15 protein-coding genes are annotated in these 20,495 nt (G+C 68.6%); 7 read left to right on the top strand and 8 right to left on the bottom strand.

The annotated features are described in order from the left end of the window. Positions 1 to 19 precede the first annotated feature (19 nt). The 4 genes from DEU35_RS13235 to DEU35_RS13250 all read left to right on the top strand — a co-directional run bounded on the left by DEU35_RS13235 (position 20) and on the right by DEU35_RS13250 (position 5,214). On the top strand, positions 20 to 610 hold the full coding sequence (locus tag DEU35_RS13235; protein ID WP_170210645.1) for a DUF3000 domain-containing protein: 591 nt from the start codon (positions 20 to 22) through the stop codon (positions 608 to 610). After that, positions 603 to 1,799 (top strand): HRDC domain-containing protein, encoded by a 1,197-nt coding sequence (locus tag DEU35_RS13240; protein WP_116239780.1) that lies wholly within the window; start codon positions 603 to 605, stop codon positions 1,797 to 1,799. The genes DEU35_RS13235 and DEU35_RS13240 overlap by 8 nt, the downstream gene beginning before the upstream one ends. Before the next feature lie 71 nt (positions 1,800 to 1,870). Beyond that, positions 1,871 to 3,079: a thiolase family protein gene (locus DEU35_RS13245; RefSeq protein WP_103209424.1), complete on the top strand. Its 1,209-nt coding sequence runs from the start codon at positions 1,871 to 1,873 to the stop codon at positions 3,077 to 3,079. Beyond that, positions 3,076 to 5,214 (top strand): 3-hydroxyacyl-CoA dehydrogenase NAD-binding domain-containing protein, encoded by a 2,139-nt coding sequence (locus DEU35_RS13250; protein ID WP_116239781.1) that lies wholly within the window; start codon positions 3,076 to 3,078, stop codon positions 5,212 to 5,214. The genes DEU35_RS13245 and DEU35_RS13250 overlap by 4 nt, the downstream gene beginning before the upstream one ends. 333 nt (positions 5,215 to 5,547) lie before the next feature. Here the strand turns inward: DEU35_RS13250 and dxs are convergent, their stop codons facing one another. From dxs to dut, 5 genes are all read right to left on the bottom strand, one after another. Beyond that, positions 5,548 to 7,497: a 1-deoxy-D-xylulose-5-phosphate synthase gene (dxs, locus tag DEU35_RS13255; RefSeq protein ID WP_103209419.1), complete on the bottom strand. Its 1,950-nt coding sequence runs from the start codon at positions 7,495 to 7,497 to the stop codon at positions 5,548 to 5,550. A gap of 167 nt (positions 7,498 to 7,664) precedes the next feature. Continuing rightward, positions 7,665 to 10,505, bottom strand: a complete 2,841-nt coding sequence (acnA, locus tag DEU35_RS13260) for an aconitate hydratase AcnA (RefSeq protein ID WP_116240060.1) — start codon at positions 10,503 to 10,505, stop codon at positions 7,665 to 7,667. Between the two features lie 133 nt (positions 10,506 to 10,638). Then, positions 10,639 to 11,394: a DUF3159 domain-containing protein gene (locus DEU35_RS13265; protein ID WP_103209416.1), complete on the bottom strand. Its 756-nt coding sequence runs from the start codon at positions 11,392 to 11,394 to the stop codon at positions 10,639 to 10,641. Continuing rightward, on the bottom strand, positions 11,391 to 12,035 hold the full coding sequence (locus DEU35_RS13270) for a DUF3710 domain-containing protein (RefSeq protein WP_103209413.1): 645 nt from the start codon (positions 12,033 to 12,035) through the stop codon (positions 11,391 to 11,393). Before DEU35_RS13270 ends, DEU35_RS13265 begins: the two co-directional genes overlap by 4 nt. Further along, positions 12,032 to 12,487 (bottom strand): dUTP diphosphatase, encoded by a 456-nt coding sequence (dut, locus tag DEU35_RS13275; RefSeq protein ID WP_180993458.1) that lies wholly within the window; start codon positions 12,485 to 12,487, stop codon positions 12,032 to 12,034. Before dut ends, DEU35_RS13270 begins: the two co-directional genes overlap by 4 nt. Positions 12,488 to 12,499: 12 nt before the next feature. On the opposite strand from dut, the gene DEU35_RS13280 reads away from it, so the two are divergent. Next, positions 12,500 to 12,991: a DUF3093 domain-containing protein gene (locus DEU35_RS13280; protein WP_116239782.1), complete on the top strand. Its 492-nt coding sequence runs from the start codon at positions 12,500 to 12,502 to the stop codon at positions 12,989 to 12,991. On the opposite strand, the gene DEU35_RS13285 is transcribed toward DEU35_RS13280, so the two are convergent. Then, positions 12,966 to 13,259 carry a DUF4193 domain-containing protein gene (locus DEU35_RS13285; RefSeq protein ID WP_055837222.1) on the bottom strand — a complete coding sequence of 98 codons (294 nt, stop codon included), beginning with the start codon at positions 13,257 to 13,259 and terminating at the stop codon, positions 12,966 to 12,968. The two genes, DEU35_RS13280 and DEU35_RS13285, sit on opposite strands and share 26 nt — an antisense overlap. Positions 13,260 to 13,480: 221 nt before the next feature. Here DEU35_RS13285 and sepH point away from each other — a divergent pair, with 221 nt between their 5' ends. Then, a complete protein-coding gene (sepH, locus tag DEU35_RS13290) occupies positions 13,481 to 14,509 on the top strand; it encodes a septation protein SepH (protein ID WP_116239783.1) in 1,029 nt (342 codons plus the stop codon). Positions 14,510 to 14,607: 98 nt separating this feature from the next. Here sepH and DEU35_RS13295 read toward each other — a convergent pair whose 3' ends face one another. Further along, positions 14,608 to 15,735, bottom strand: a complete 1,128-nt coding sequence (locus DEU35_RS13295; RefSeq protein ID WP_116239784.1) for an alkaline phosphatase family protein — start codon at positions 15,733 to 15,735, stop codon at positions 14,608 to 14,610. A 71-nt stretch (positions 15,736 to 15,806) separates the two neighbouring features. Here DEU35_RS13295 and DEU35_RS13300 point away from each other — a divergent pair, with 71 nt between their 5' ends. After that, positions 15,807 to 18,260 (top strand): DNA topoisomerase (ATP-hydrolyzing) subunit A, encoded by a 2,454-nt coding sequence (locus tag DEU35_RS13300; RefSeq protein ID WP_116239785.1) that lies wholly within the window; start codon positions 15,807 to 15,809, stop codon positions 18,258 to 18,260. 156 nt (positions 18,261 to 18,416) lie between these two features. Here the strand turns inward: DEU35_RS13300 and DEU35_RS13305 are convergent, their stop codons facing one another. After that, complete coding sequence (locus DEU35_RS13305) at positions 18,417 to 20,489, bottom strand: type IIA DNA topoisomerase subunit B (RefSeq protein ID WP_103209970.1); 2,073 nt, start codon at positions 20,487 to 20,489, stop codon at positions 18,417 to 18,419. Positions 20,490 to 20,495 lie beyond the last annotated feature (6 nt).

The raw sequence follows: 20,495 nt of genomic DNA on the forward strand, positions 1-20,495 counted from the left end.
CTCACTCTAGTCTGTGGCCGTGAGTGACCAGCGCCCGGCGGAGGCCGACAGCCCCTTCGCGCGAGCCGTGGAAGAGCTGCGCGACACGGCATTCCGCGACGACCTGATCGTTCGTCAGATTCCGTCGCCGTCCGGCCTGGCCCCCTTCTCCCTGGCGCTGGCGGGAGACGTGCGGCCCGAGGAGCACGCCACCGATTCACCCTTCGGCACGGGGCGGTTCATCCTGCTGCACGACCCCGAGGAGCCGGAGCCCTGGGGAGGTGCCTGGCGCATCGTCTGCTTCGCGCAGGCCCCCCTCGAGCCGGAGATCGGCGTCGACCCGCTGCTGGCCGAAGTCGCGTGGTCGTGGCTGATCGACGCTCTGGACTCGCGCGGCGCCCAGCGCCACTCCGAATCGGGCACCGCCACCAAGACCCTCTCGACCGGCTTCGGGGCGCTGGCCTCACAGGGCGAGGGGTCGCAGATCGAACTTCGCGCGTCGTGGTCGCCGCGCGGTCCCTTCCGCCCGCACCTCGAGGCGTGGGCGGAGCTCGTGTGCATGCTCGCCGGCCTCCCCCCGGGGTCGGAGGGCGTCGCTGTTCTTGGAGCCCGGAGGCCCACGCGTGGTTGAGTACATCGTCATCGAGGACGCCGAAGGCTTCCTCGCCGCCTGCGAGACCCTGGCCGCGGGGAGCGGTCCCGCCGCGGTCGACGTCGAGCGCGCTTCGGGCTTCCGCTATTCGCAGCGCGCCTATCTCATCCAGGTCTTCCGCCGAGAAGCCGGGGTCTTCCTCTTCGATCCTTCGACGATCGAGGACTTCTCGCCCCTTCAGAACGCCATCGGCCAGGTCGAGTGGGTGTTCCACGCTGCCAGCCAGGACCTTCCGTCGCTGCGCGAGCGGGGACTCGAGCCTCCGCGCATCTTCGACACCGAGCTGGGCTCGCGTCTGCTGGGTCACGAACGCGTCGGGCTCGGCGCGGTCGTCGAACAGACTCTGGGCATCACTCTGGCCAAGGCCCACTCGGCCGCGGACTGGTCGACGCGCCCGCTGCCGGCATCCTGGCTCGAATACGCCGCCCTCGACGTCGAACACCTCATCGACGTCCGCGACGTGCTCGATGCCGAGCTGGCCGAGCAGGGCAAGACGGAGATCGCGCGTCAGGAGTTCCAAGCGGTGCTCGACCGCGAGCCCAAGCCGCCGCGCGACGACCCGTGGCGTCGACTCAGTGGCCTGCACAGCGTGCGCGGCCGCCGGTCGCTCGCCGTGGCACGGTCGCTGTGGCAGGCGCGCGAGGACTACGCCCGCGAGCAGGACGTGGCCCCGGGTCGACTCGTTCCCGATCGCGCCCTCGTCGCGGCCGTGATCGCGGATCCGGCGACCAAGCAGGCGCTCGCGGGCGTCAAAGAGTTCAACGGTCGCGCCAGCCGTACTCAGCTGGACCGCTGGTGGAACGCGATCGTCGCCGGTCGGGAGTCGACGGACCTGCCCGCCGACCGTGTTCCCAGCGACACCCTCCCTCCGCCGCGCGCGTGGGCGGACCGCAACCCCGAGGCCGATCGTCGTCTGAAGAAGGCCCGTCCGGCCGTCGAGGCGCGAGCGGAAGAGCTGCGGATGCCGACCGAGAACCTGCTCACGCCCGAGACCCTCCGTCGTCTGGCCTGGGCTCCGCCGTCCGAGGTCACGGCTGATTCGGTCGGGACGGCTCTCGCGGAACTCGGAGCGCGGCCGTGGCAGATTGACCAGACCTCACAGGTGATCGCCGATAGCTTTGTAGCTTCCCTCAATGCCGACGAGGACGTGTCTGCCACGGATTCGTAGGTTCGGACAACCGATTCTTCCCACCGAATCGGTCTTCCTAGGCTGGGGTCATCCCAAACTTTGGAGGCAGAGTGGCCGAGATGACGGATGTCTTCTTCGTCGACGGAATGCGCACCCCCTTCGGGCGCGCCGGCGAGAAGGGCATGTACTGGAACACCCGCGCTGATGACCTGGTGGTCAAGGCGATCATCGGGTTGATGGAGCGCAACGGCGACGTGCCGAAGGATCGGATCGACGACGTGGCGATCGCCGCGACCTCGCAGACCGGTGACCAGGGGCTGACCCTCGGACGCACCGCGGCGATCCTTGCGGGTCTGCCGATGACCGTGCCCGGCCTCGCGGTCGAGCGCATGTGCGCGGGCGCCATGACGAGCGTCACCACCATGGGCGCCTCGATCGGCGTCGGAATGTACGACCTCGCCCTCGCCGGCGGTGTCGAGCACATGGGTCGTCACCCCATCGGCGGCAACGTCGACCCCAACCCGCGCTTCGTCGCCGAGAAGCTCGTCGACCCGGGCGCGTTGAACATGGGCGTGACGGCCGAGCGCATCCACGACCGGTTCCCGCACCTCACGAAGGAACGGGCCGACCGCTTCGGCGTGGCGAGCCAGCACAAGGTGCAGGCGGCCTACGACGCCGGCAAGATCCAGCCCGACCTCGTGTCGGTCGCGATCAAGGACGCCGACGGTGCCTGGGGGCTGGCGACCGAGGACGAGGGGCGCCGCCCCGAGACCACGCTCGAGGGCCTCGCGACGCTGAAGACACCGTTCCGTCCGCACGGTCGCGTCACCGCCGGCACGTCGTCGCCCCTGACCGACGGTGCAACGATCAGCCTGCTTGCGGGAAGCGATGCCGTGAAGGAGTTCGGCCTTGCGCCGAAGATGCGCATGGTGTCGTTCGCCTTTGCCGGCGTCGAGCCCGAGATCATGGGCATCGGCCCGATCCCCTCGACCGAGAAGGCCCTCAAGAAGGCCGGACTCACGATCGACGACATCGGCCTGTTCGAGCTGAACGAGGCGTTCGCCATCCAGGTGATCTCGCTCCTCGACCACTTCGGCATCGCCGACGACGACCCGCGCGTGAACCCGTGGGGCGGCGCCATCGCCCTGGGCCACCCGCTCGCGGCATCCGGAGTGCGTCTCATGATCCAGCTGGCCGCGCAGTTCGCCGAGCGTCCCGACGTGCGCTATGGCCTCACCGCCATGTGCGTGGGCCTCGGGCAGGGTGGCTCGGTCATCTGGGAGAACCCGTTCTTCGACGGAAAGAAGAAGCGCAAGTGACCGATTACACCTCGATCGACTTCACGCCCCTCGACGCCCTCACCGCCGACGAGGTGGTGACCCACTCCCCCGTCCGCGACGTGCGCCTGCCCTCGGGCAACGTGCTCGCGCTGATCACGCTCGACAACGGGCGCGACCACACGCGGCCGAACACCCTCGGGCCCGCGACGCTCGCCGAGCTCGGGCGCACGCTCGCGACGCTGAAGGAGCGCGCCGCGAAGGGCGAGATCCACGCCGTCGCGATCACCGGCAAGCAGTACATCCTCGCTGCGGGCGCCGACCTGTCCGACGTGGCGAAGCTCCCCTCGAAAGAGGTCGCGCGCCTGATCGCGCAGCGCGGACACCAGGTGATCGGCTCGTTGTCCGACCTGGGTGTGCCCACGTTCGCGTTCGTGAACGGCCTCGCGCTCGGCGGCGGTCTCGAGATCGCGCTGAACTCGACCTACCGCACCGTCGACGCCTCCGCCGCAGCCGTGGCGCTCCCCGAGGTGTTCCTCGGCATCATTCCGGGCTGGGGCGGCGCCTACCTGCTGCCGAACCTCATCGGCATCGAGAACGCGCTCGAGGTGGTCATCTCGAACCCCCTCAAACAGAACCGCATGCTCAAGCCGAAGCAGGCCTTCGACCTCGGGATCATGGATGCCATCTTCCCGGCGGCCTCGTACCTCGAGGACTCGCTCCGCTGGGCGGACGATGTGCTCACCGGTCGGGTCCGCGTCGAGCGCAAGAACGAGCCCGGCAAGCTCGAGCGTCTGACCAAGTGGCCCATCGCGATCAAGATGGCCCGCGGCATGCTCGAGTCGAAGATCGGCACCGTGCCCCGCTCCCCCTACGTCGCGCTCGACCTGCTCGACAAGGCGAAGAGCGGCACGAAGGCCGAGGGGTTCGCCCGCGAGGACGAGGCTCTCGCCGATCTCATCACCGGCGACCAGTTCGCGGCGTCCATGTACGCCTTCGACCTCGTGCAGAAGCGCGCGAAGCGTCCGGTGGGAGCCCCCGACAAGGCCCTCGCGAAGAGAGTCACGAAGGTGGGCGTCATCGGTGCCGGTCTCATGGCCTCGCAGTTCGCGCTGCTGTTCGTGCGCAAGCTGCGCGTGCCCGTGATCATCACCGACCTCGATCAGGGTCGGGTCGACAAAGGCGTGGCATCCATTCGTGAAGAGATCGGCAAGCTGGAGGCGAAGGGTCGTCTGGACGGCGACACCGCCAATCAGTTGCGCGCCCTCGTGCACGGCACCACCGACCGGTCGGAGTTCGCGGACTGCGACTTCGTGATCGAGGCCGTGTTCGAAGAGGTGGGCGTCAAGCAAGAGGTCTTCTCCGCCATCGAGAAGATCGTCGCCGCCGACGCGATCCTTGCCACCAACACCTCGTCGCTCTCGGTCGCCGAGATCGGTTCGGTGCTGCAGAACCCCGAGCGTCTGGTGGGCTTCCACTTCTTCAACCCCGTCGCTGTCATGCCGCTCATCGAGGTCGTGAAGACGGATGCCACCTCCGACGCGGCGCTGTCGACGGCCTTCGTGGTCGCCAAGGGTCTCGGCAAGAACGCCGTGCTCACCGCCGACGCCCCCGGGTTCGTCGTGAACCGTCTGCTGGCCAAGGTCATGGGTGAAGCGGCGCGAGCGGTGTACGAGGGGACACCGATCACGGTGGTGGAGAAGGCGTTCGCGCCGCTCGGTCTTCCGATGGGACCGTTCCAGCTCATCGACCTGGTGGGATGGAAAGTCGCCGCGCACGTGCAAGACACGATGGCGCACGCCTTCCCCGACCGATTCTTCTCGTCGGAGAACTTCCACGAGCTCGCCGCCCTCCCCGAGGTCGTCGAGAAGGACAAGGGCGGTCGTGTGACCGGGTGGACCAAGGCGGCTCAGAAGGTGCTCGTCACGGGAAAGACGCCGGTGGCGCCCGAGACGATCCTCGCGCGCGTGCAGAACGGTCTCGCGCAGGAGATCCACATCATGCTCGACGAGGGCGTCGTGCCCGAGGTGCAGGACATCGACCTGTGCCTCATCCTCGGCGCCGGGTGGCCGTTCATCGACGGTGGCGCCTCGCCCTACCTCGACCGTGAGGGGGCATCCCAGCGGGCTTTCGGTGACACGTTCCATCACCCGCCCATCCGGGGCATCGGAGGCTGAGCCCCCGCCTGACGACAGCGGCGCCGTCCCTTCGGGGGCGGCGCCGCCGTCGTGCGCGGAGACACCGCGTCACGAGAACAGGACGGGCGACGAGAACAGGTGGGTGTCGCTCGTTCCGGCCTGTTCCGGATCCATCCCCTGCTCTGGCGACGCGACGACCGGTGCGCCGCGGCAGGCCGGGTTGCCACGGGAACACCGGGCATGCGCCGAGAACAGGTCCCTCGCGCCCGGTTTAGCCTGTTCCTGCGGCATCCCCTGTCCTCGTGACGGGGCGCACACGACGAACGGGTCGGAATCCCCTCATCCCCGCCCGTTCTCGACCATGCCGCCGCGTCAGCGGCGCGACTTCTCCCACTCCTCGATCGTGGGGATCGAGCCGGTCGGGGTCTGGCGCGCCATGGGAACGCGGGTTCCGAGCACCTGCGCAACGACGTCGTGAGCGATCTTCGACGCAGTGAGGCCGGCGTCTTCGAGGATCTGCTCACGGGTGGCATGGTCGATGAACTCGTCGGGGATGCCGAGCTCATCGACGGCCGTGTCGACTCCGGCCTCGCGCAGCACCTGACGCACGCGCGTGCCGACGCCGCCCACGCGGATGCCGTCTTCAATCGTGATCACCAGGCGGTGCTCGCGTGCGAGCTCGATCACCGAGGGCTGCACGGGGATCGCCCAGCGCGGGTCGATCACCGTTGCGCCGATACCCTGCGCCTCGAGACGCTCGGCGACCTCGAGGGCCAGGTGCACCATCGGGCCGATACCGACCAGCAGCACATCCTCGCTCGCTCCGCGGCTCAGGACGTCGACACCGTCGTGCAGGCGCTCGACGGCCTCGACGTCGGCGTTGACCTTGCCCTTGGGGTATCGAACGACCGTGGGGGCGTCCTCGACGGCCGTGGCCTCGCGGAACTCCTCGCGCAAACGTGCGGCGTCGCGCGGAGCGGCGATCCGGATGCCGGGAACGAGCTGCAGCATCGCCAGATCCCAGATGCCGTGATGACTCGGGCCATCGGGACCGGTGACTCCGGCGCGGTCGAGCACGAAGGTCACGCCGGCCTTGTGCAGGGCGACGTCCATCATGACCTGGTCGAACGCGCGATTCATGAACGTCGCGTAGATCGCGACGACAGGATGCAGGCCGCCGAAGGCGAGACCGGCGGCGGATGCCACGGCGTGCTGCTCGGCGATGCCCACGTCGTACACGCGCTCGGGGAAGCGCTCGGCGAACTGCTGGAGACCGGTGGGGCGCAGCATCGCCGCGGTCATGGCGATGATGTCGTCGCGCTCTCCACCGACCTTCGTCAGCTCCTCGGCGAAGACGTCGGTCCACTGCAGACCACCGCCCGCGCCGATGGCCTCGCCCGTGACGGGGTCGATCTTGCCCACGGCGTGGAACTGATCGGCCTCGTCGCTCATCGCGGGGGCGTAGCCGCTGCCCTTGTCGGTGATGGCGTGCACGATGACGGGGGCACCGTACGACTTGGCGAGCTCGAGCGTCTCGATGAGCGATTCGAAGTCATGCCCGTCGATGGGACCCAGGTACTTGATGTCGAGGTTGCTGTAGAGCGCCTCGTTGTTCGTGAAGCGCGACAGGAAGCCGTGGGTGCCGCCGCGCACGCCACGGTAGACGGCGCGCGCGGCCGGACCCAGGCGACGGAAGAGCGTGTCGGAGCCGCGGTGCAGCGTGCGGTACGCGTCGTTGGTCCGCACGCGATTGAGGTAACGCGCCATCCCGCCGATGGTCGGCGCATACGATCGCCCGTTGTCGTTCACGACGATGACGAGATTGCGCTCGTTGTCGTCGCTGATGTTGTTGAGTGCTTCCCAGGTCATCCCGCCGGTGAGTGCGCCGTCGCCGACCACGGCGATGACGTGGCGGTCGCGGCGACCGGTGCGGCTGAAAGCCCGCGAGACGCCGTCGGCCCAGCTGAGGGAGCTCGAGGCGTGCGACGACTCGACGACATCGTGCTCGCTCTCGGCACGCTGCGGGTAACCCGCCAGGCCTCCGCGGGAACGCAGGGCCGTGAAGTCCTGACGGCCGGTGAGTATCTTGTGCACGTACGACTGGTGTCCGGTATCGAAGATGATCGGGTCGGACGGGGAGTCGAAGACCTTGTGGAGAGCGATCGTCAGCTCGACGACGCCGAGGTTCGGGCCGAGGTGCCCGCCCGTGCGGGAGACCTTCTCGATGAGGAATGAGCGGACTTCCGCGGCCAGCTGCCGCAGTTGGTCGGGGGTCAGCCCATCGAGGTCACGGGGACCGTGAATGCCGGGTAGGAGAGCCATCAGACTCCTCTCGTGCGATGCGCGCGGGGTCCGCGCGTACGGGTCAATTCTAGTCTCCGGAGAGTGAACCGGCCCGGCAACGGCTTGCGCAGATCGCGTCAGCGTGGTCTAGGTCGAAAGCGAAGTGCCCCGGAAGCACGGGGCTTCCGGGGCACTTCCGTCGCGGGTCAGACCAGCGAACGCAGCACGTACTGCAGGATTCCGCCGTTGCGGTAGTAGTCGGCCTCACCGGGGGTGTCGATGCGGACCACGGCGTCGAACGACACGGTCTGCTTGCCCTCGGGCGAGAACTCGCTCGGCTCGGCGGTGACCTTCACCGTCTTGGGCGTGACGCCCTCGTTGAGCTGCTCGAGGCCCTCGACCGAGACGATCTCGGTGCCGTCGAGGCCCAGCGACTTCCAGCTCTCGCCGGCCGGGAACTGCAGCGGAACGACGCCCATACCGATGAGGTTCGAACGGTGGATGCGCTCGAAGCTCTCGGTGATGACGGCCTTGACGCCCAGCAGGTTCGTGCCCTTGGCCGCCCAGTCGCGCGAGGAGCCGGAGCCGTACTCCTTGCCGCCGAAGATCACCAGCGGGGTGCCCTGATCCTGGTAGTTCTGGCTCGCGTCGAAGATGTAGGACTGCGGGCCACCCTCCTGGGTGAAGTCACGCGTGTAGCCGCCCTCGACGACCGTGCCGCCGTTGACGGCCGCGGTGAGTTCGTTCTTCAGGCGGATGTTGGCGAAGGTGCCGCGGATCATGACTTCGTGGTTACCACGGCGCGATCCGTAGGAGTTGAAGTCCTTCTGGGCGACTCCGTGCTCCATCAGGTACTGCGCGGCGGGGGTGCCCGCCTTGATGTTGCCGGCCGGGCTGATGTGGTCGGTGGTGACCGAGTCGCCGAGCGTCGCCATCACGCGAGCGCCGGTGATGTCGCGCACCGCGTCGGGCTGCATGGTCATGCCGTCGAAATAGGGAGCCTTGCGCACGTAGGTGGAGTCGGCATCCCATTCGAAGACCGGACCGGTCGGGGTGGGGAGGTTCTTCCAGCGCTCGTCGCCCTCGAACACGGTGGCGTACTGCTGGATGAACTGCTCGCGCGAGATCGACGCGTCGATGATCGTCTGCACCTGGTCGGGGGCGGGCCAGATGTCCTTCAGGAAGACGTCTTCGCCGTTCTGATCCTTGCCGAGCGCGTCGGTCTCGAAGTCGAAGTTCATCGAACCGGCGAGAGCGTAGGCGACCACCAGCGGCGGCGAGGCCAGGTAGTTCATCTTCACGTCGGGGCTGATGCGTCCCTCGAAGTTGCGGTTTCCCGAGAGGACGGCCGTGACGGCGAGGTCGTTCTCGTTGATCGCCTCGGAGACCTCTTCGATCAGAGGGCCCGAGTTGCCGATGCAGATCGTGCAGCCGTAGCCGACCGTGTAGAAGTCGAGACCCTCGAGCGCCTTGTCGAGGCCGGACTTCTCGTAGTAGTCGGTGACGACCTTCGAGCCCGGGCCGAGCGTGGTCTTGACCCAGGGCTTGCGCTTGAGGCCCTTGTCGACGGCGTTCTTGGCGAGAAGGCCGGCCGCGATCATGACCGAGGGGTTCGAGGTGTTCGTGCACGAGGTGATGGCTGCCAGAGTGACCGCGCCATTGTCGAGCAGGTACGACTGGCCCTCCGGCGTGGTGACGCGCACCGGGTTGGAGGCGTTCGCGGGGTGGCCCGACGAGACGAGCACCTCGGTCTCGGTGACGTGCTCGTGCTCTTCCCCGGGGACCGAACCGGGGTCGGACGCCGGGAACGTGCCGTCGACCTCGAGGTCGACGACGGAGTCCGAGGTCGCGCCGCCGGCGTAGTTGAGGATGTCCTTTTCGAACTGCGACTTCGCCTCGGACAGCAGGATGCGGTCCTGCGGACGCTTCGGGCCGGCGATGGAGGGGACGACCGTCGAGAGGTCGAGCTCCATGTACTCGCTGAAGACCAACTCACGGTCGGCGTCGTGCCAGAGCTTCTGCTCCTTGGCGTACGCCTCGACGAGGGCGACCGTCTGCTCGTCGCGACCGGTCAGGCGCAGGTACTCGAGCGTGACGTCGTCGATGGGGAACATCGCGGCGGTCGAGCCGAACTCGGGGCTCATGTTGCCGATGGTGGCGCGGTTGGCGAGCGGAACCGAGGCGACACCCTCGCCGTAGAACTCGACGAACTTGCCGACGACGCCGTGCTTGCGCAGCATGTCGGTGATCGTCAGAACGACGTCGGTCGCGGTCACGCCCGCGGGGATCTCGCCCGAGAGCTTGAAGCCGACGACGCGCGGGATGAGCATCGACACGGGCTGGCCGAGCATGGCCGCCTCGGCCTCGATGCCGCCGACGCCCCAGCCGAGCACGCCGAGGCCGTTGACCATGGTGGTGTGCGAGTCGGTGCCGACGCAGGTGTCGGGGTACGCACGGAGCACACCGTCGACCGAGCGGTCGTAGATGACCTTTGCCAGGTGCTCGATGTTGACCTGGTGCACGATGCCGGTTCCCGGGGGGACGACCTTGAAATCGTCGAAGGCCGTCTGGCCCCAGCGGAGGAACTGATACCGCTCGCCGTTGCGCTCGTACTCGATCTCGACGTTGCGCTCGAGAGCGTTCTCGCTGCCGAACAGGTCGGCGATGACCGAGTGGTCGATGACCATCTCGGCGGGCGAGAGCGGGTTGATCTTGTTGGGGTCCCCGCCGAGGGCGGTGACGGCCTCGCGCATGGTGGCGAGGTCGACGATGCACGGCACACCGGTGAAGTCCTGCATGACCACGCGGGCCGGAGTGAACTGGATCTCGGTGTCGGGGTCGGCCGTGGGGACCCACGAGCCGAGCGCCTCGATCTGCTCCTTGGTGACGTTGGCGCCGTCCTCGGTGCGCAGAAGGTTCTCGAGCAGCACCTTGAGGCTGAACGGGAGCTTCTCGTGACCGGCGACCGTGTCGATGCGGAAGATCTCGTAGTCGGTGCTGCCGACCGTCAGGGTGCTCTTGGCACCGAAGCTGTCAACCGTGGACACGATCGTCTCCTTCGTCGGCGAATGCGCAGGCGTCAGCCCGCATTTCTCCATCTTCCCCGCGGGGAGAGGCCGATTCCAGGAAGGTGGACCTAACCGCTCGAGGCGACGGATTTATCTTGATGTCAAGATAATATCAGGACTCGCGACGAGGGTGGAGAGCGCGGACGACGAGCCACGTCACCGCCAGCATCGGGGCGAACAGCGGCAGGCCCATGACGATCTTGAGCGTCCCCAACGCCGTCACATCTCCCGCGAAGTACAGCGGCAGCTGCACCGCGAGGCGGGCGGCGAACAGGGCCGCCCACGCGATCGAGAGCCAGGTGTAGGCGCGGCGCTTGCGACGGTCGCCGCGCCAGCGGGTGCCCTCGCCCAGCAGATATCCCGCCGCCAGACCGATCAGCGGCCAGCCGATGAGCGCCGACACGAGAAAAGCCGTTCCGTACGCCCCGTTGGTGAAGAACCCGAGCACGAAGTTGTCCTGCCCGCGTCCCGTCACGAGCGAGAGCACGGCTGCGCCGGCGGTCGCGAGAAGTCCGCCGATCGCCGCGCTGGGGGGCGACTTCGCGATCAGACGCGCGAGCGTGAAGACGACAGCGAGCCCGACCGAGACGCCGAGACTCACCCACAGGTTCCCCTGGCGTGTCTCGGGGTCGATCGTGACCGTGAACAGCACCACGAACGCGAGAGAAGGAAGAACGGATTCCAGGATGCCGCGCACCCCGCCCATCGCCGACCACACTGCCGCGCCGGTCGAGGTGTGCTTCGCCGGGTCGAGGCCCGCGCGGCGTGCGGCGTTTCCGAGAGCCGCGCTCACGCTCTCCGCCGCGGACGGCGGATCGAGGGGGACGCGGTCGTCTTCTCGCGCCGCGCGGGTGGGGTCGTCGCTCATGCCGTTCCGGGGCTCGACGGCATCCGGAGGGGGATGAGATCACGCGGAGGCATCGGGGACGACCCGCGCACCACGACGATCGAGCGGAAAAGATCCTCGACGGCCGCGGCGGCCTCGACGTCGTTCGTCGCCGCTCCCCCGACGACGCCGCGGAGGAACCAGCGGGGCCCGTCGACACCGACGAAACGAGCGAGGCGTTTGCTCGCACCGTCCGCACCGGCGACGGGAACCTCGGCGAGCAGTTCGGGGCCGAGCGGTCCCTCGCGCTCCTCGACACGGCCGCCCTGCTGCTTGACCTGCTGGCGGATCTGGTCGCGCGTCTCTTCCCACAGACCGCTCGAACGCGGAGCGGCGAACGGCTGCACCTGCAGAGTCGAATCGGCGTAGTCGAGGCCGACGGCCACGATGCGCTTGGTCTGCTCTTCGACCTCGAGGCGGAGGTTCAGACCCTCGCGCGGGAGGATCTTGATCGCGCCCAGGTCGATGTAGGGGCGGACGGGGTTGGCTTCGGCCTCGTCGAACGGTCCCGCGGTCTCGCGGTCCGCCGGGGCGCTCTTCGTCGCCTGCGCGGCTTCGGTGCCGGGATCGACGGCCTCGGTATCGGTGTTCTCGGGCGTGGTCTGCGACTCGTCGTCGGTCATCGGGTGCTCCCTTGCAGAGTCTGGTATCCGCTCGATCCGAAGCCGCCTTGACCGCGCACGCTGTCGGGCAACTCGTCCACGGGGACGAAGCGCACGGTGGGGACGGGCATCACGATGAGCTGGGCGATGCGGTCTCCGACCGCGATGTCGTAGGGCTGGTCGAGGTCGGTGTTGAGGAGGGCGACCTTGATCTCGCCGCGGTAGCCGGCGTCGATCGTCCCGGGCGAGTTCACGATCGTGATGCCGTGCTTGGCGGCGAGACCGCTCCGCGGAACGACGAATGCGGCGTACCCCTCGGGAAGCGCGATGCGTACCCCCGTCGAGACGAGAGCGCGGCGTCCGGGCTCGAGGCGAAGCGCCTCCGCGGCGGTCAGGTCGGCTCCGGCGTCGCCGGGGTGGGCGAAGACCGGAGGCTCGGATGCGACAATGAGGACGTCCACCGTTTCGGTCACCCCACGAGGGTAATGCAGAAGAGGGGGTGCGGCATCCGCACCGCAGCCGAGTATCGAGAGCGTCTGAGCCCGTCGCTGTGGGCACTGGTCGCCGCAGCCGTGTGCGGTCCCATGGCGGCGGTCGTCTTCTCGCCGCTGGACACGACTCTGGCCCTGTTCATCGGGCTTCTCGTGTCGGTGGGGATCGTGTCGGGTCTGCTGGCGATCGCGCCCGTCATCGAGATCCGCGACGGAGAGTTGCGCGCGGGACGCGCCCACATCCCGGTCGATCTTCTGGGCGTTCCTGCCGGCGCCGTCGCCGAGGAGGCCCGCACGGCCCGAGGGAGTGGTCTCGACCACCGGGCGTGGCACGTGATCCGGGGTGGGATCGATGGTGTGGTCACGGTTCCCGTGACCGATCCAGACGACCCGACCCCGTCGTGGGTGGTGTCCACCCGCACGCCGGATCGCCTGGTGGCGGCGATCCAGCGTGCTCAGGTCAGGCTGCGCACTCCAGGCAGATGAAGCCGGGGCCGCTCTCTTCCGCGATCTGGGAACGATGCTTCACGAGGAAGCAGTTCATGCAGGTGAACTCGTCTTCCTGAGCGGGAAGCACGACGACATCGAGCTCGATGTCGGAAAGGTCGGCGCCGGGCAGTTCGAAGCCCGAGGGGTTGTCGGCATCCTCGTTGTCGATCGACCCCGACGCCTTGTCGGGCACGCGCTCCTTGAGGGCCTCGATCGACTCGCTGTCGTCCTCGGTCTTGCGCGGTGCGTCGTAATCGGTTGCCATGCGTGCAGGTCTCTACTTCCGGATTTCGTGGTGCTGTGCCCCATCGGGTGCCCGATCGGGCGGCCATAGTTTGCATGACCCGTCCTCGATAAGCAAATGCTCCGGGAGGGGCGAGCGTGTCAGGCCTGACGGGAAACTCGCGGCGCGCCCGCGATATTCCCGTCTGCGGGCGACGCGCGTGACAGCATGAACGCTGACCGCAGATCGGAGGGGTGTTTCGTATGGAACAGCTCAAAGTCATCGGAACCGAAGATGACGTCCTCGTCGTGGCGACGCAGGCGGGCGAACGTTTCGCCCTCGCGCTCGATGAGGTGCTGCGCGCCGAGGCGCGCCGTGCGCGTCGGGACCGCGAGGACGACGACCGTGCCCCGCGCCCGAGCCCCCGAGAGATCCAGGCGCACATCCGCGCAGGCATGTCTGCTCGCGAGGTGGCGGCGCTTCTGAACGCCCGTGTCGAGGACGTCGAGCGTTTCGAGGGTCCCGTCCTCGCCGAGCGCGAACACGTCGTCGCGCAGGCCCTGGCCGTGCCGGTTCTGCTGGGCGGCACCCTCGAGCACGACTCCCCCATCACCTTCGGTGCGGCCGTGCGCGCGAAGCTGACCGAAGCAGGCGCCTCCGCCGAGCGCTGGACGAGCTGGAAAGAGAGTTCGGGCTGGTCCGTCAAGCTCGAGTTCACGGCCAACGGCATCGACCGTGACGCGCGCTGGAGCTTCGACCCGCGTCGCAGCGTCCTCTCGCCGCAGAACTCCGATGCCATCCAGCTCTCGCGCCAGGGATCGCTACCCGAGGGGCTGATCCCCCGCTTGCGCGCCCTCGACAACGTTTCCAAGGACGACTCGCGCTTCGACAGCGGAGCCTTCGGCCCTCGCCGCATCGACATCGACGACGAGCCGGGCGTGGAAGCGACCGGACCTGTCGCCACCGCCGTTCAAACGGCTGCGATCAAGCGCTCGCCGGACGCCCCCGTGACGTCGGCCGAGACCGCGGACCTTCTCGAGGCACTGCGCCGCCGCCGTGGACAACGCGAGCCGCTGCCCGGCGCGTCCGAGGCCGTGGAGCCCGAGCCGCGTCCCTCGAGCCCGCCGGTCGCCCTGTTCGACGCCGTCGAGCCGGGGTACGCCGACGAGGCCGACCAGACGCAGAACGAGTCGGAGCGCCCGCCGGCCGACAACGGCCGGCGCACCAAGGGTCGTCCCTCGATGCCGTCATGGGACGAGATCGTGTTCGGCGCCCGCTCCGACGAGAGTTGACGACGGCTCGTCCGGTCCGCGGAGTCGACCGGGACCGGTCGACCGCCCTCATTCATCCCGGGAGAACGGATGCCGGCGCGCCGGCCATCGAATCCCCCTCAGGCGAAGGCGCCCAGACGCAGGAGCGGCACCGTGCGCTCCTCGTCCGTGAGTGAGCCGTGCTGGCCCACCATGCGCTGCGGGCGCTTGTCGGCCTCGCGGTCGTCGTAGTAGGCGAAGCGTCCGCGTGCGGCAACGAGCACGTCCCCGATGCGCGGGCGCACCTCGTCGTCGACGGCGCCGAACAGCCCGGCCGCGATTGCTTCGTCGCGCGTGAGCACCCAGGCTCTCGCGGCCTCGGTCTCGCGCCACAGCGCGGCCACGGCATCCGCTCGCCCCTCGTTCGTGTAGAGGTGGAGCATGCGGGGCTCACCGCCGATGAGGGCGACACCGTCGAGCAGCGGGTCGCCCTCGCGCAGCAGCACGTGCTTGTGCGCGGGGACGTCGACCATTCCATGGTCGGCCGTGATGACGATGCCCGTGCGCGGGTCGATGGTCTCGGCGAGGCGTCGGGCGGCGGCATCCACCCGCTCCAGGGCGTCGGTCCATCGGTCGGACTCCCACCCGTCGCGGTGCCCCGCGGTGTCGAGCTCGGGTGCGTAGAGATAGGTGAGGGATCCCGGATGCCGCGCAGCCAGATCGGCGGCGAGGTCCACGCGCTCGTCGAGGTCGTCGGACGAGACGAATTCCGCCCCGCGCAGCGTCGCCTCGGTGAAGCCGGTGCCGGTGTAGCTCGGGCGCGAGACGACGAAGCTGGGCAACCCGGCCTCGGCGCGCGCGGCGAAGTGGGGCGTGCGTCGTTGCCAGGTGAGGGGGTCGAGGCCGTCGGTCTCCCAGCCGTGCAGTTGATTCGATGCCACGTCGGTGTGCGGGATGCGGGTGCGGTACCCCACGATGCCGTGGCTGCCGGGCTCCGCGCCGGTCAGGAGACTCGTGAGGGCAGCCGCCGTGGTCGAGGGGAAGACGGTACGGGCGACGTCTTTGCGGCCCCCCACGGTGCCGAGGAACCGCGCGTGTCCGCGTCGGGACGCCAGGTTGTGCGCTCCGAGCCCGTCCACGAGCAGCACGATCGCGCTGCGGGCCGGAGCGAACCATTCCGATTCACCCGTCAACGCGGCGATCGACTGGGTCACCACACCGGTGAGGCTCCGAGAGCGCGGCGGGTCCGCCGGTAGGCTGAAAGTCATCGGGCCCAGTCTTCCACAGGAGTCCCGATCCCCGTCGAGACGCGACGCCCGCCCGACCCGAGGCCGTATCCATGCCCGATTCCCGTTCCTCCTCGCCCGTGACCGAGCGCATCGAAGACGTCGATGTCTCGACCGAGATGCAGGGGTCGTTCCTCGAGTACGCCTACTCGGTCATCTACTCGCGTGCCCTTCCCGACGCCCGAGACGGGCTCAAGCCCGTGCAGCGCCGCATCCTCTACCAGATGGCAGAGATGGGCCTGCGTCCCGACCGCGGGCACGTCAAGAGCGCGCGCGTCGTGGGCGAGGTCATGGGAAAGCTCCACCCTCACGGCGACGCCCCGATCTACGACGCGCTCGTGCGCCTGGCGCAGTACTTCTCGCTGCGCGTTCCCCTGGTCGACGGGCACGGCAACTTCGGTTCGCTCGACGACGGTCCCGCCGCCCCTCGGTACACCGAGGCGCGCCTGGCGGCAGCGGCTCTGGCGCTCACCGAGAACCTCGACGAGGACGTCGTCGACTTCATCCCCAACTACGACGGCCAGTTCCAGCAGCCCGAGGTGCTCCCGGCGGCGTTCCCCAACCTCCTCGTCAACGGGGCGACGGGCATCGCGGTCGGTATGGCCACGAACATGGCGCCTCACAACCTCATCGAGGTCGTCGCGGCCGCCATCCACCTCCTGCAGCACCCCGACGCCACGGTCGAAGAGCTCATGGAGTTCGTCCCCGGTCCCGATCTGCCCTCGGGCGGCATCATCGTCGGCCTCGACGGCATCAAGGACGCCTACACGAACGGTCGCGGCACGTTCCGCACGCGGGCGAAGGCGTCGATCGAGTCCCTCGGACCACGGCGCACCGGCATCGTGATCACAGAGCTTCCCTACCTCGTCGGCCCCGAGCGCGTGATCGAGAAGATCAAAGACGCCGTGCAGGCGAAGAAGCTCACCGGCATCGCCGACGTCACCGACCTCACCGACCGCAACAACGGTCTGCGCCTGGTCATCGGTATCAAGACCGGGTTCGATCCCAAGGCCGTGCTCGAGCAGTTGTACCGACTGACCCCGCTCGAAGACTCCTTCGGTATCAACAACGTCGCCCTGGTCGACGGGCAGCCGCAGACGCTCGGTCTGCGCGAGATGCTGCGCGTCTACATCGATCACCGCATCCGCGTCGTCACGCGACGCAGCGAGTACCGTCTCGCGCGCAAGCGCGAACGTCTGCACCTGGTCGAGGGCCTGCTCATCGCGATCCTCGACATCGACGAGGTCATCCAGGTGATCCGCTCGTCCGACGACGGGGAGCAGGCGCGCACGAAGCTCCAGGAGGTCTTCGACCTCTCGCACCCTCAGGCGGAGTACATTCTCGAACTTCGCCTGCGTCGCTTGACCAAGTTCTCGCGCATCGAGCTCGAGGCAGAGCGCGACCAGTTGAACGCCGAGATCGCTCAGCTGGTCGAACTCCTCGGCAGCGAGACGCTGCTGCGCCAGCAGGTGGCGAGAGAACTGGATGCCGCGGCAGAGGCGTACGGCACGCCGCGGCGCACCATGCTGCTCAACGGCGGTCCCGTCCAGCCGCGCTCGGCGAAGGCCGCGGCCGCGGCGGACCTGCAGATCGCGGACGCCCCCTGCCGGGTGTACCTGTCGGCCACGGGCCGCATGGTGCGCGCCGAGCTCGTCGCCGACGCTCCCGCCGGTGGCGTGGTCGCGCCCGCGCGTCGGTCGAAGCACGACGCCATCCGCTCGTCCGTCGACACGACCACCCGCGGCGACATCGCAGCGGTCACGTCGGCCGGACGCCTCGTCCGCTTCTCCCCCGTCGACCTGCCCTCGGTTCCCGCCAACTCCGTGCAGGTCGCTGCCGGTACCAAGGTCGAGCAGTACCTCGCTCTCGGGAAGGGCGAGAAGGTCGTGGCTCTCGTGCCGATGGTCGACTCCCCCACGATCGCCCTCGGCACCGAGCAGGGGGTCGTCAAGCGCGTCGCAGCGACCGAGCTGGGTACGAAGGACGAGATCGAGATCATCTCGCTCCGCGACGGTGACCGTGTGGTCGGCGCTGCCCCCGCCGGCGACAACGCCGAGCTCGTCTTCGTCGCGAGCGACGCGCAACTGCTGCGTTTCGAGGCCTCATCCGTGCGACCGCAGGGACGATCCGCGGGAGGTATGGCCGGTATCCGTCTTTCCGACGGCGCCCGGGTGATCTCGTTCGCCGTGGTCGGTGCCTCGGCGTTCGACGCCGTCGTGGTCACGGTCGCGGGTTCGTCGGATGCACTCCCGGGCACGGACACGGGCAGCGCGAAGGTGTCGGCGTTCACCGAGTTCCCCGCGAAGGGCCGAGCCACCGGTGGTGTGCGTGCGCAGCGTCTGCTGCGCGGCGAAGACGCGCTCGTGCTCGCCTGGGTCGGCACGGAGCCGCGCGCGGTCGGCGCCGATGGTTCGGTGCGGGCGCTGCCTGAGTCGGGCGCGAAGCGCGACGCGTCGGGCCAGCCGCTCGAGGCCGTCATCGGTGCTGTCGGCACCGTCGTCCGCTGAACCTGCTGCTCCGTCGGGGGCGGCTCGGGTGCCGTCGTGCGGAGTCCATCGGCGGCGCGCTGGGCCGGGGGCCTCGCGCGCGACGCCGCCGGGGCTCGAGTCCGTACGGCGGTACACGTCGAGGCGGACCCGGGCGGGGCGCCGGCGAAGTGGGCCTCAGACGTCGATGCGCTCGCGTGCGAGACGGTCGCTCGAGTCGATGATGAACTCACGGCGCGGGGCGACGTCGCTGCCCATGAGCAGGTCGAAGACGGATGCCGCGGCCTCCATGTCCGTCACGCGCACCCGGCGCAGCATGCGGCCGGCGCGATCCATGGTGGTGGTCGCCAGCTGGTCGGCATCCATTTCGCCGAGCCCCTTGTACCGCTGAACGGGTTCCTGCCAGCGCTTGTTGCCGCGCTTGAGCTTGGTGAGCAGCGTGTGGAGCTCCTGCTCGCTGTACGTGTAGATGGTCTCGTTCGGCTTCGTGCCCGGGTTCATGACGATCACGCGGTGCAGCGGCGGTACGGCCGCGAAGACCCGGCCCTCTTCTACGAGGGGACGCATGTACCGGAAGAACAGCGTGAGCAGCAACGTGCGAATGTGCGCGCCGTCGACGTCGGCGTCGCTCATCAGGATGATCTTGCCGTAGCGGGCGGCGTCGAGATCGAACGATCGGCCGGAGCCGGCGCCGATGACCTGGATGATCGAGGCGCACTCGGCGTTCGACAGCATGTCGCTGATCGAGGCCTTCTGCGTGTTGAGGATCTTGCCGCGGATGGGCAGGAGCGCCTGGAACTCGCTGTTTCGCGCGAGCTTGGCCGTGCCGAGAGCGGAGTCGCCCTCGACGATGAACAGTTCGGAGTCGTTGACGTCGTTCGATCGGCAGTCGACGAGCTTCGCGGGCAGTGACGACGACTCGAGGGCGTTCTTGCGACGCTGCGTCTCTTTGTGAGTGCGCGCCGAGATGCGCGCCTTCATCTCGGAGACGATCTTCTCGAGCAATTGCGCAGTCTGCGCTTTGTCGTCGCGCTTGGGAGAGGCGAAGCGGGCCGCGAGTTCTTTCTGGACGACGGATGCCACGATCTGCCGCACCGCGGGAGTTCCGAGGATCTCCTTCGTCTGGCCCTCGAACTGCGGCTCGGGCAGGCGCACGGTCATGACCGCGGTGAGACCGGCGAGCAAGTCGTCTTTCTCGATCTTGTCGTTACCGACCTTGAGCTTGCGGGCGTTCTGCTCGACCTGCGAACGGAGCACCTTCATGAGGCCTTGCTCGAAGCCCTGCTGGTGCGTGCCGCCCTTGGGCGTGGCGATGATGTTGACGAACGAGCGGGTCGTGGTGTCGTACCCCGTGCCCCAGCGCACCGCGATGTCGACCTCGCACGCGCGTTCGACATCGGTCGGGATCATGGATCCGCCGGGCTGCAGCACGGGGACGGTCTCGGTGAAGGTGCCGGTGCCGGTGAGACGCCAGGTGTCGGTGACCGCGGCGTCGGGTGCCAGGAACTCCGCGAACTCCGAGATGCCGCCGTCGAAGCGGTAGCTCGTCTCGACGCGCTCCTCGCCCCGTTCGTCCTGCACGACGATCTCGAGACCGGGGACGAGGAACGCGGTCTGACGCACGCGTTGGACGAGCTCGTCGAGGCCGAAAGCGGCGTCTTTCGTGAAGATCTGGCGGTCGGCCCAGTAGCGGATGCGCGTTCCCGTGACACCGCGCGGAGCTTTGCCGACGACGCGCAGCTCGCTCTTGCGCTCGAACGGCGTGAATGTGGAGTCGGGGGCGTCGCCCGCGAAGATGCCGGGCTCGCCCCGGTGGAAGGACATCGCGTAGGTCTTGCCGCCGCGGTCGACCTCGACGTCGAGACGCTCGGAGAGGGCGTTGACCACCGAGGCGCCGACGCCGTGCAGGCCGCCCGACGCCGCGTACGAGCCGCCGCCGAACTTGCCGCCCGCGTGCAACTTGGTGAAGACGACCTCGACGCCGGTCAGCCCGGTGCGGGGCTCGACATCGACCGGGATGCCGCGAGCACGGTCGCGCACCTCGACACTGCCGTCGTCGTGCAGCACGATGTCGATGCGTGAGCCGTGACCGCCGAGGGCCTCGTCGACGGAGTTGTCGATGATCTCCCACAGGCAGTGCATGAGACCGCGGGAGTCGGTGGACCCGATGTACATGCCCGGGCGCTTGCGCACGGCTTCGAGGCCCTCGAGGACCTGCAGGTGATGGGCGGAGTACTCGGAGGTCACGATCTCCCA

Origin of the sequence: Microbacterium sp. AG157 (genome assembly GCF_003385695.1) — a bacterium.
Classification (GTDB): Bacteria; Actinomycetota; Actinomycetes; order Actinomycetales; family Microbacteriaceae; genus Microbacterium; species Microbacterium testaceum.

What these genes read in the sequence shown, in the direction of transcription:
- DEU35_RS13280 (WP_116239782.1), top strand. Translation starts at nt 12,500, where the DNA reads ATGCAGAAGAGGGGGTGCGGCATCCGCACCGCAGCCGAGTATCGAGAG.
- DEU35_RS13265 (WP_103209416.1), bottom strand. Translation starts at nt 11,394, where the DNA reads ATGAGCGACGACCCCACCCGCGCGGCGCGAGAAGACGACCGCGTCCCC.
- DEU35_RS13295 (WP_116239784.1), bottom strand. Translation starts at nt 15,735, where the DNA reads ATGACTTTCAGCCTACCGGCGGACCCGCCGCGCTCTCGGAGCCTCACC.
- sepH (WP_116239783.1), top strand. Translation starts at nt 13,481, where the DNA reads ATGGAACAGCTCAAAGTCATCGGAACCGAAGATGACGTCCTCGTCGTG.
- DEU35_RS13270 (WP_103209413.1), bottom strand. Translation starts at nt 12,035, where the DNA reads ATGACCGACGACGAGTCGCAGACCACGCCCGAGAACACCGATACCGAG.
- dxs (WP_103209419.1), bottom strand. Translation starts at nt 7,497, where the DNA reads ATGGCTCTCCTACCCGGCATTCACGGTCCCCGTGACCTCGATGGGCTG.
- DEU35_RS13300 (WP_116239785.1), top strand. Translation starts at nt 15,807, where the DNA reads ATGCCCGATTCCCGTTCCTCCTCGCCCGTGACCGAGCGCATCGAAGAC.
- DEU35_RS13285 (WP_055837222.1), bottom strand. Translation starts at nt 13,259, where the DNA reads ATGGCAACCGATTACGACGCACCGCGCAAGACCGAGGACGACAGCGAG.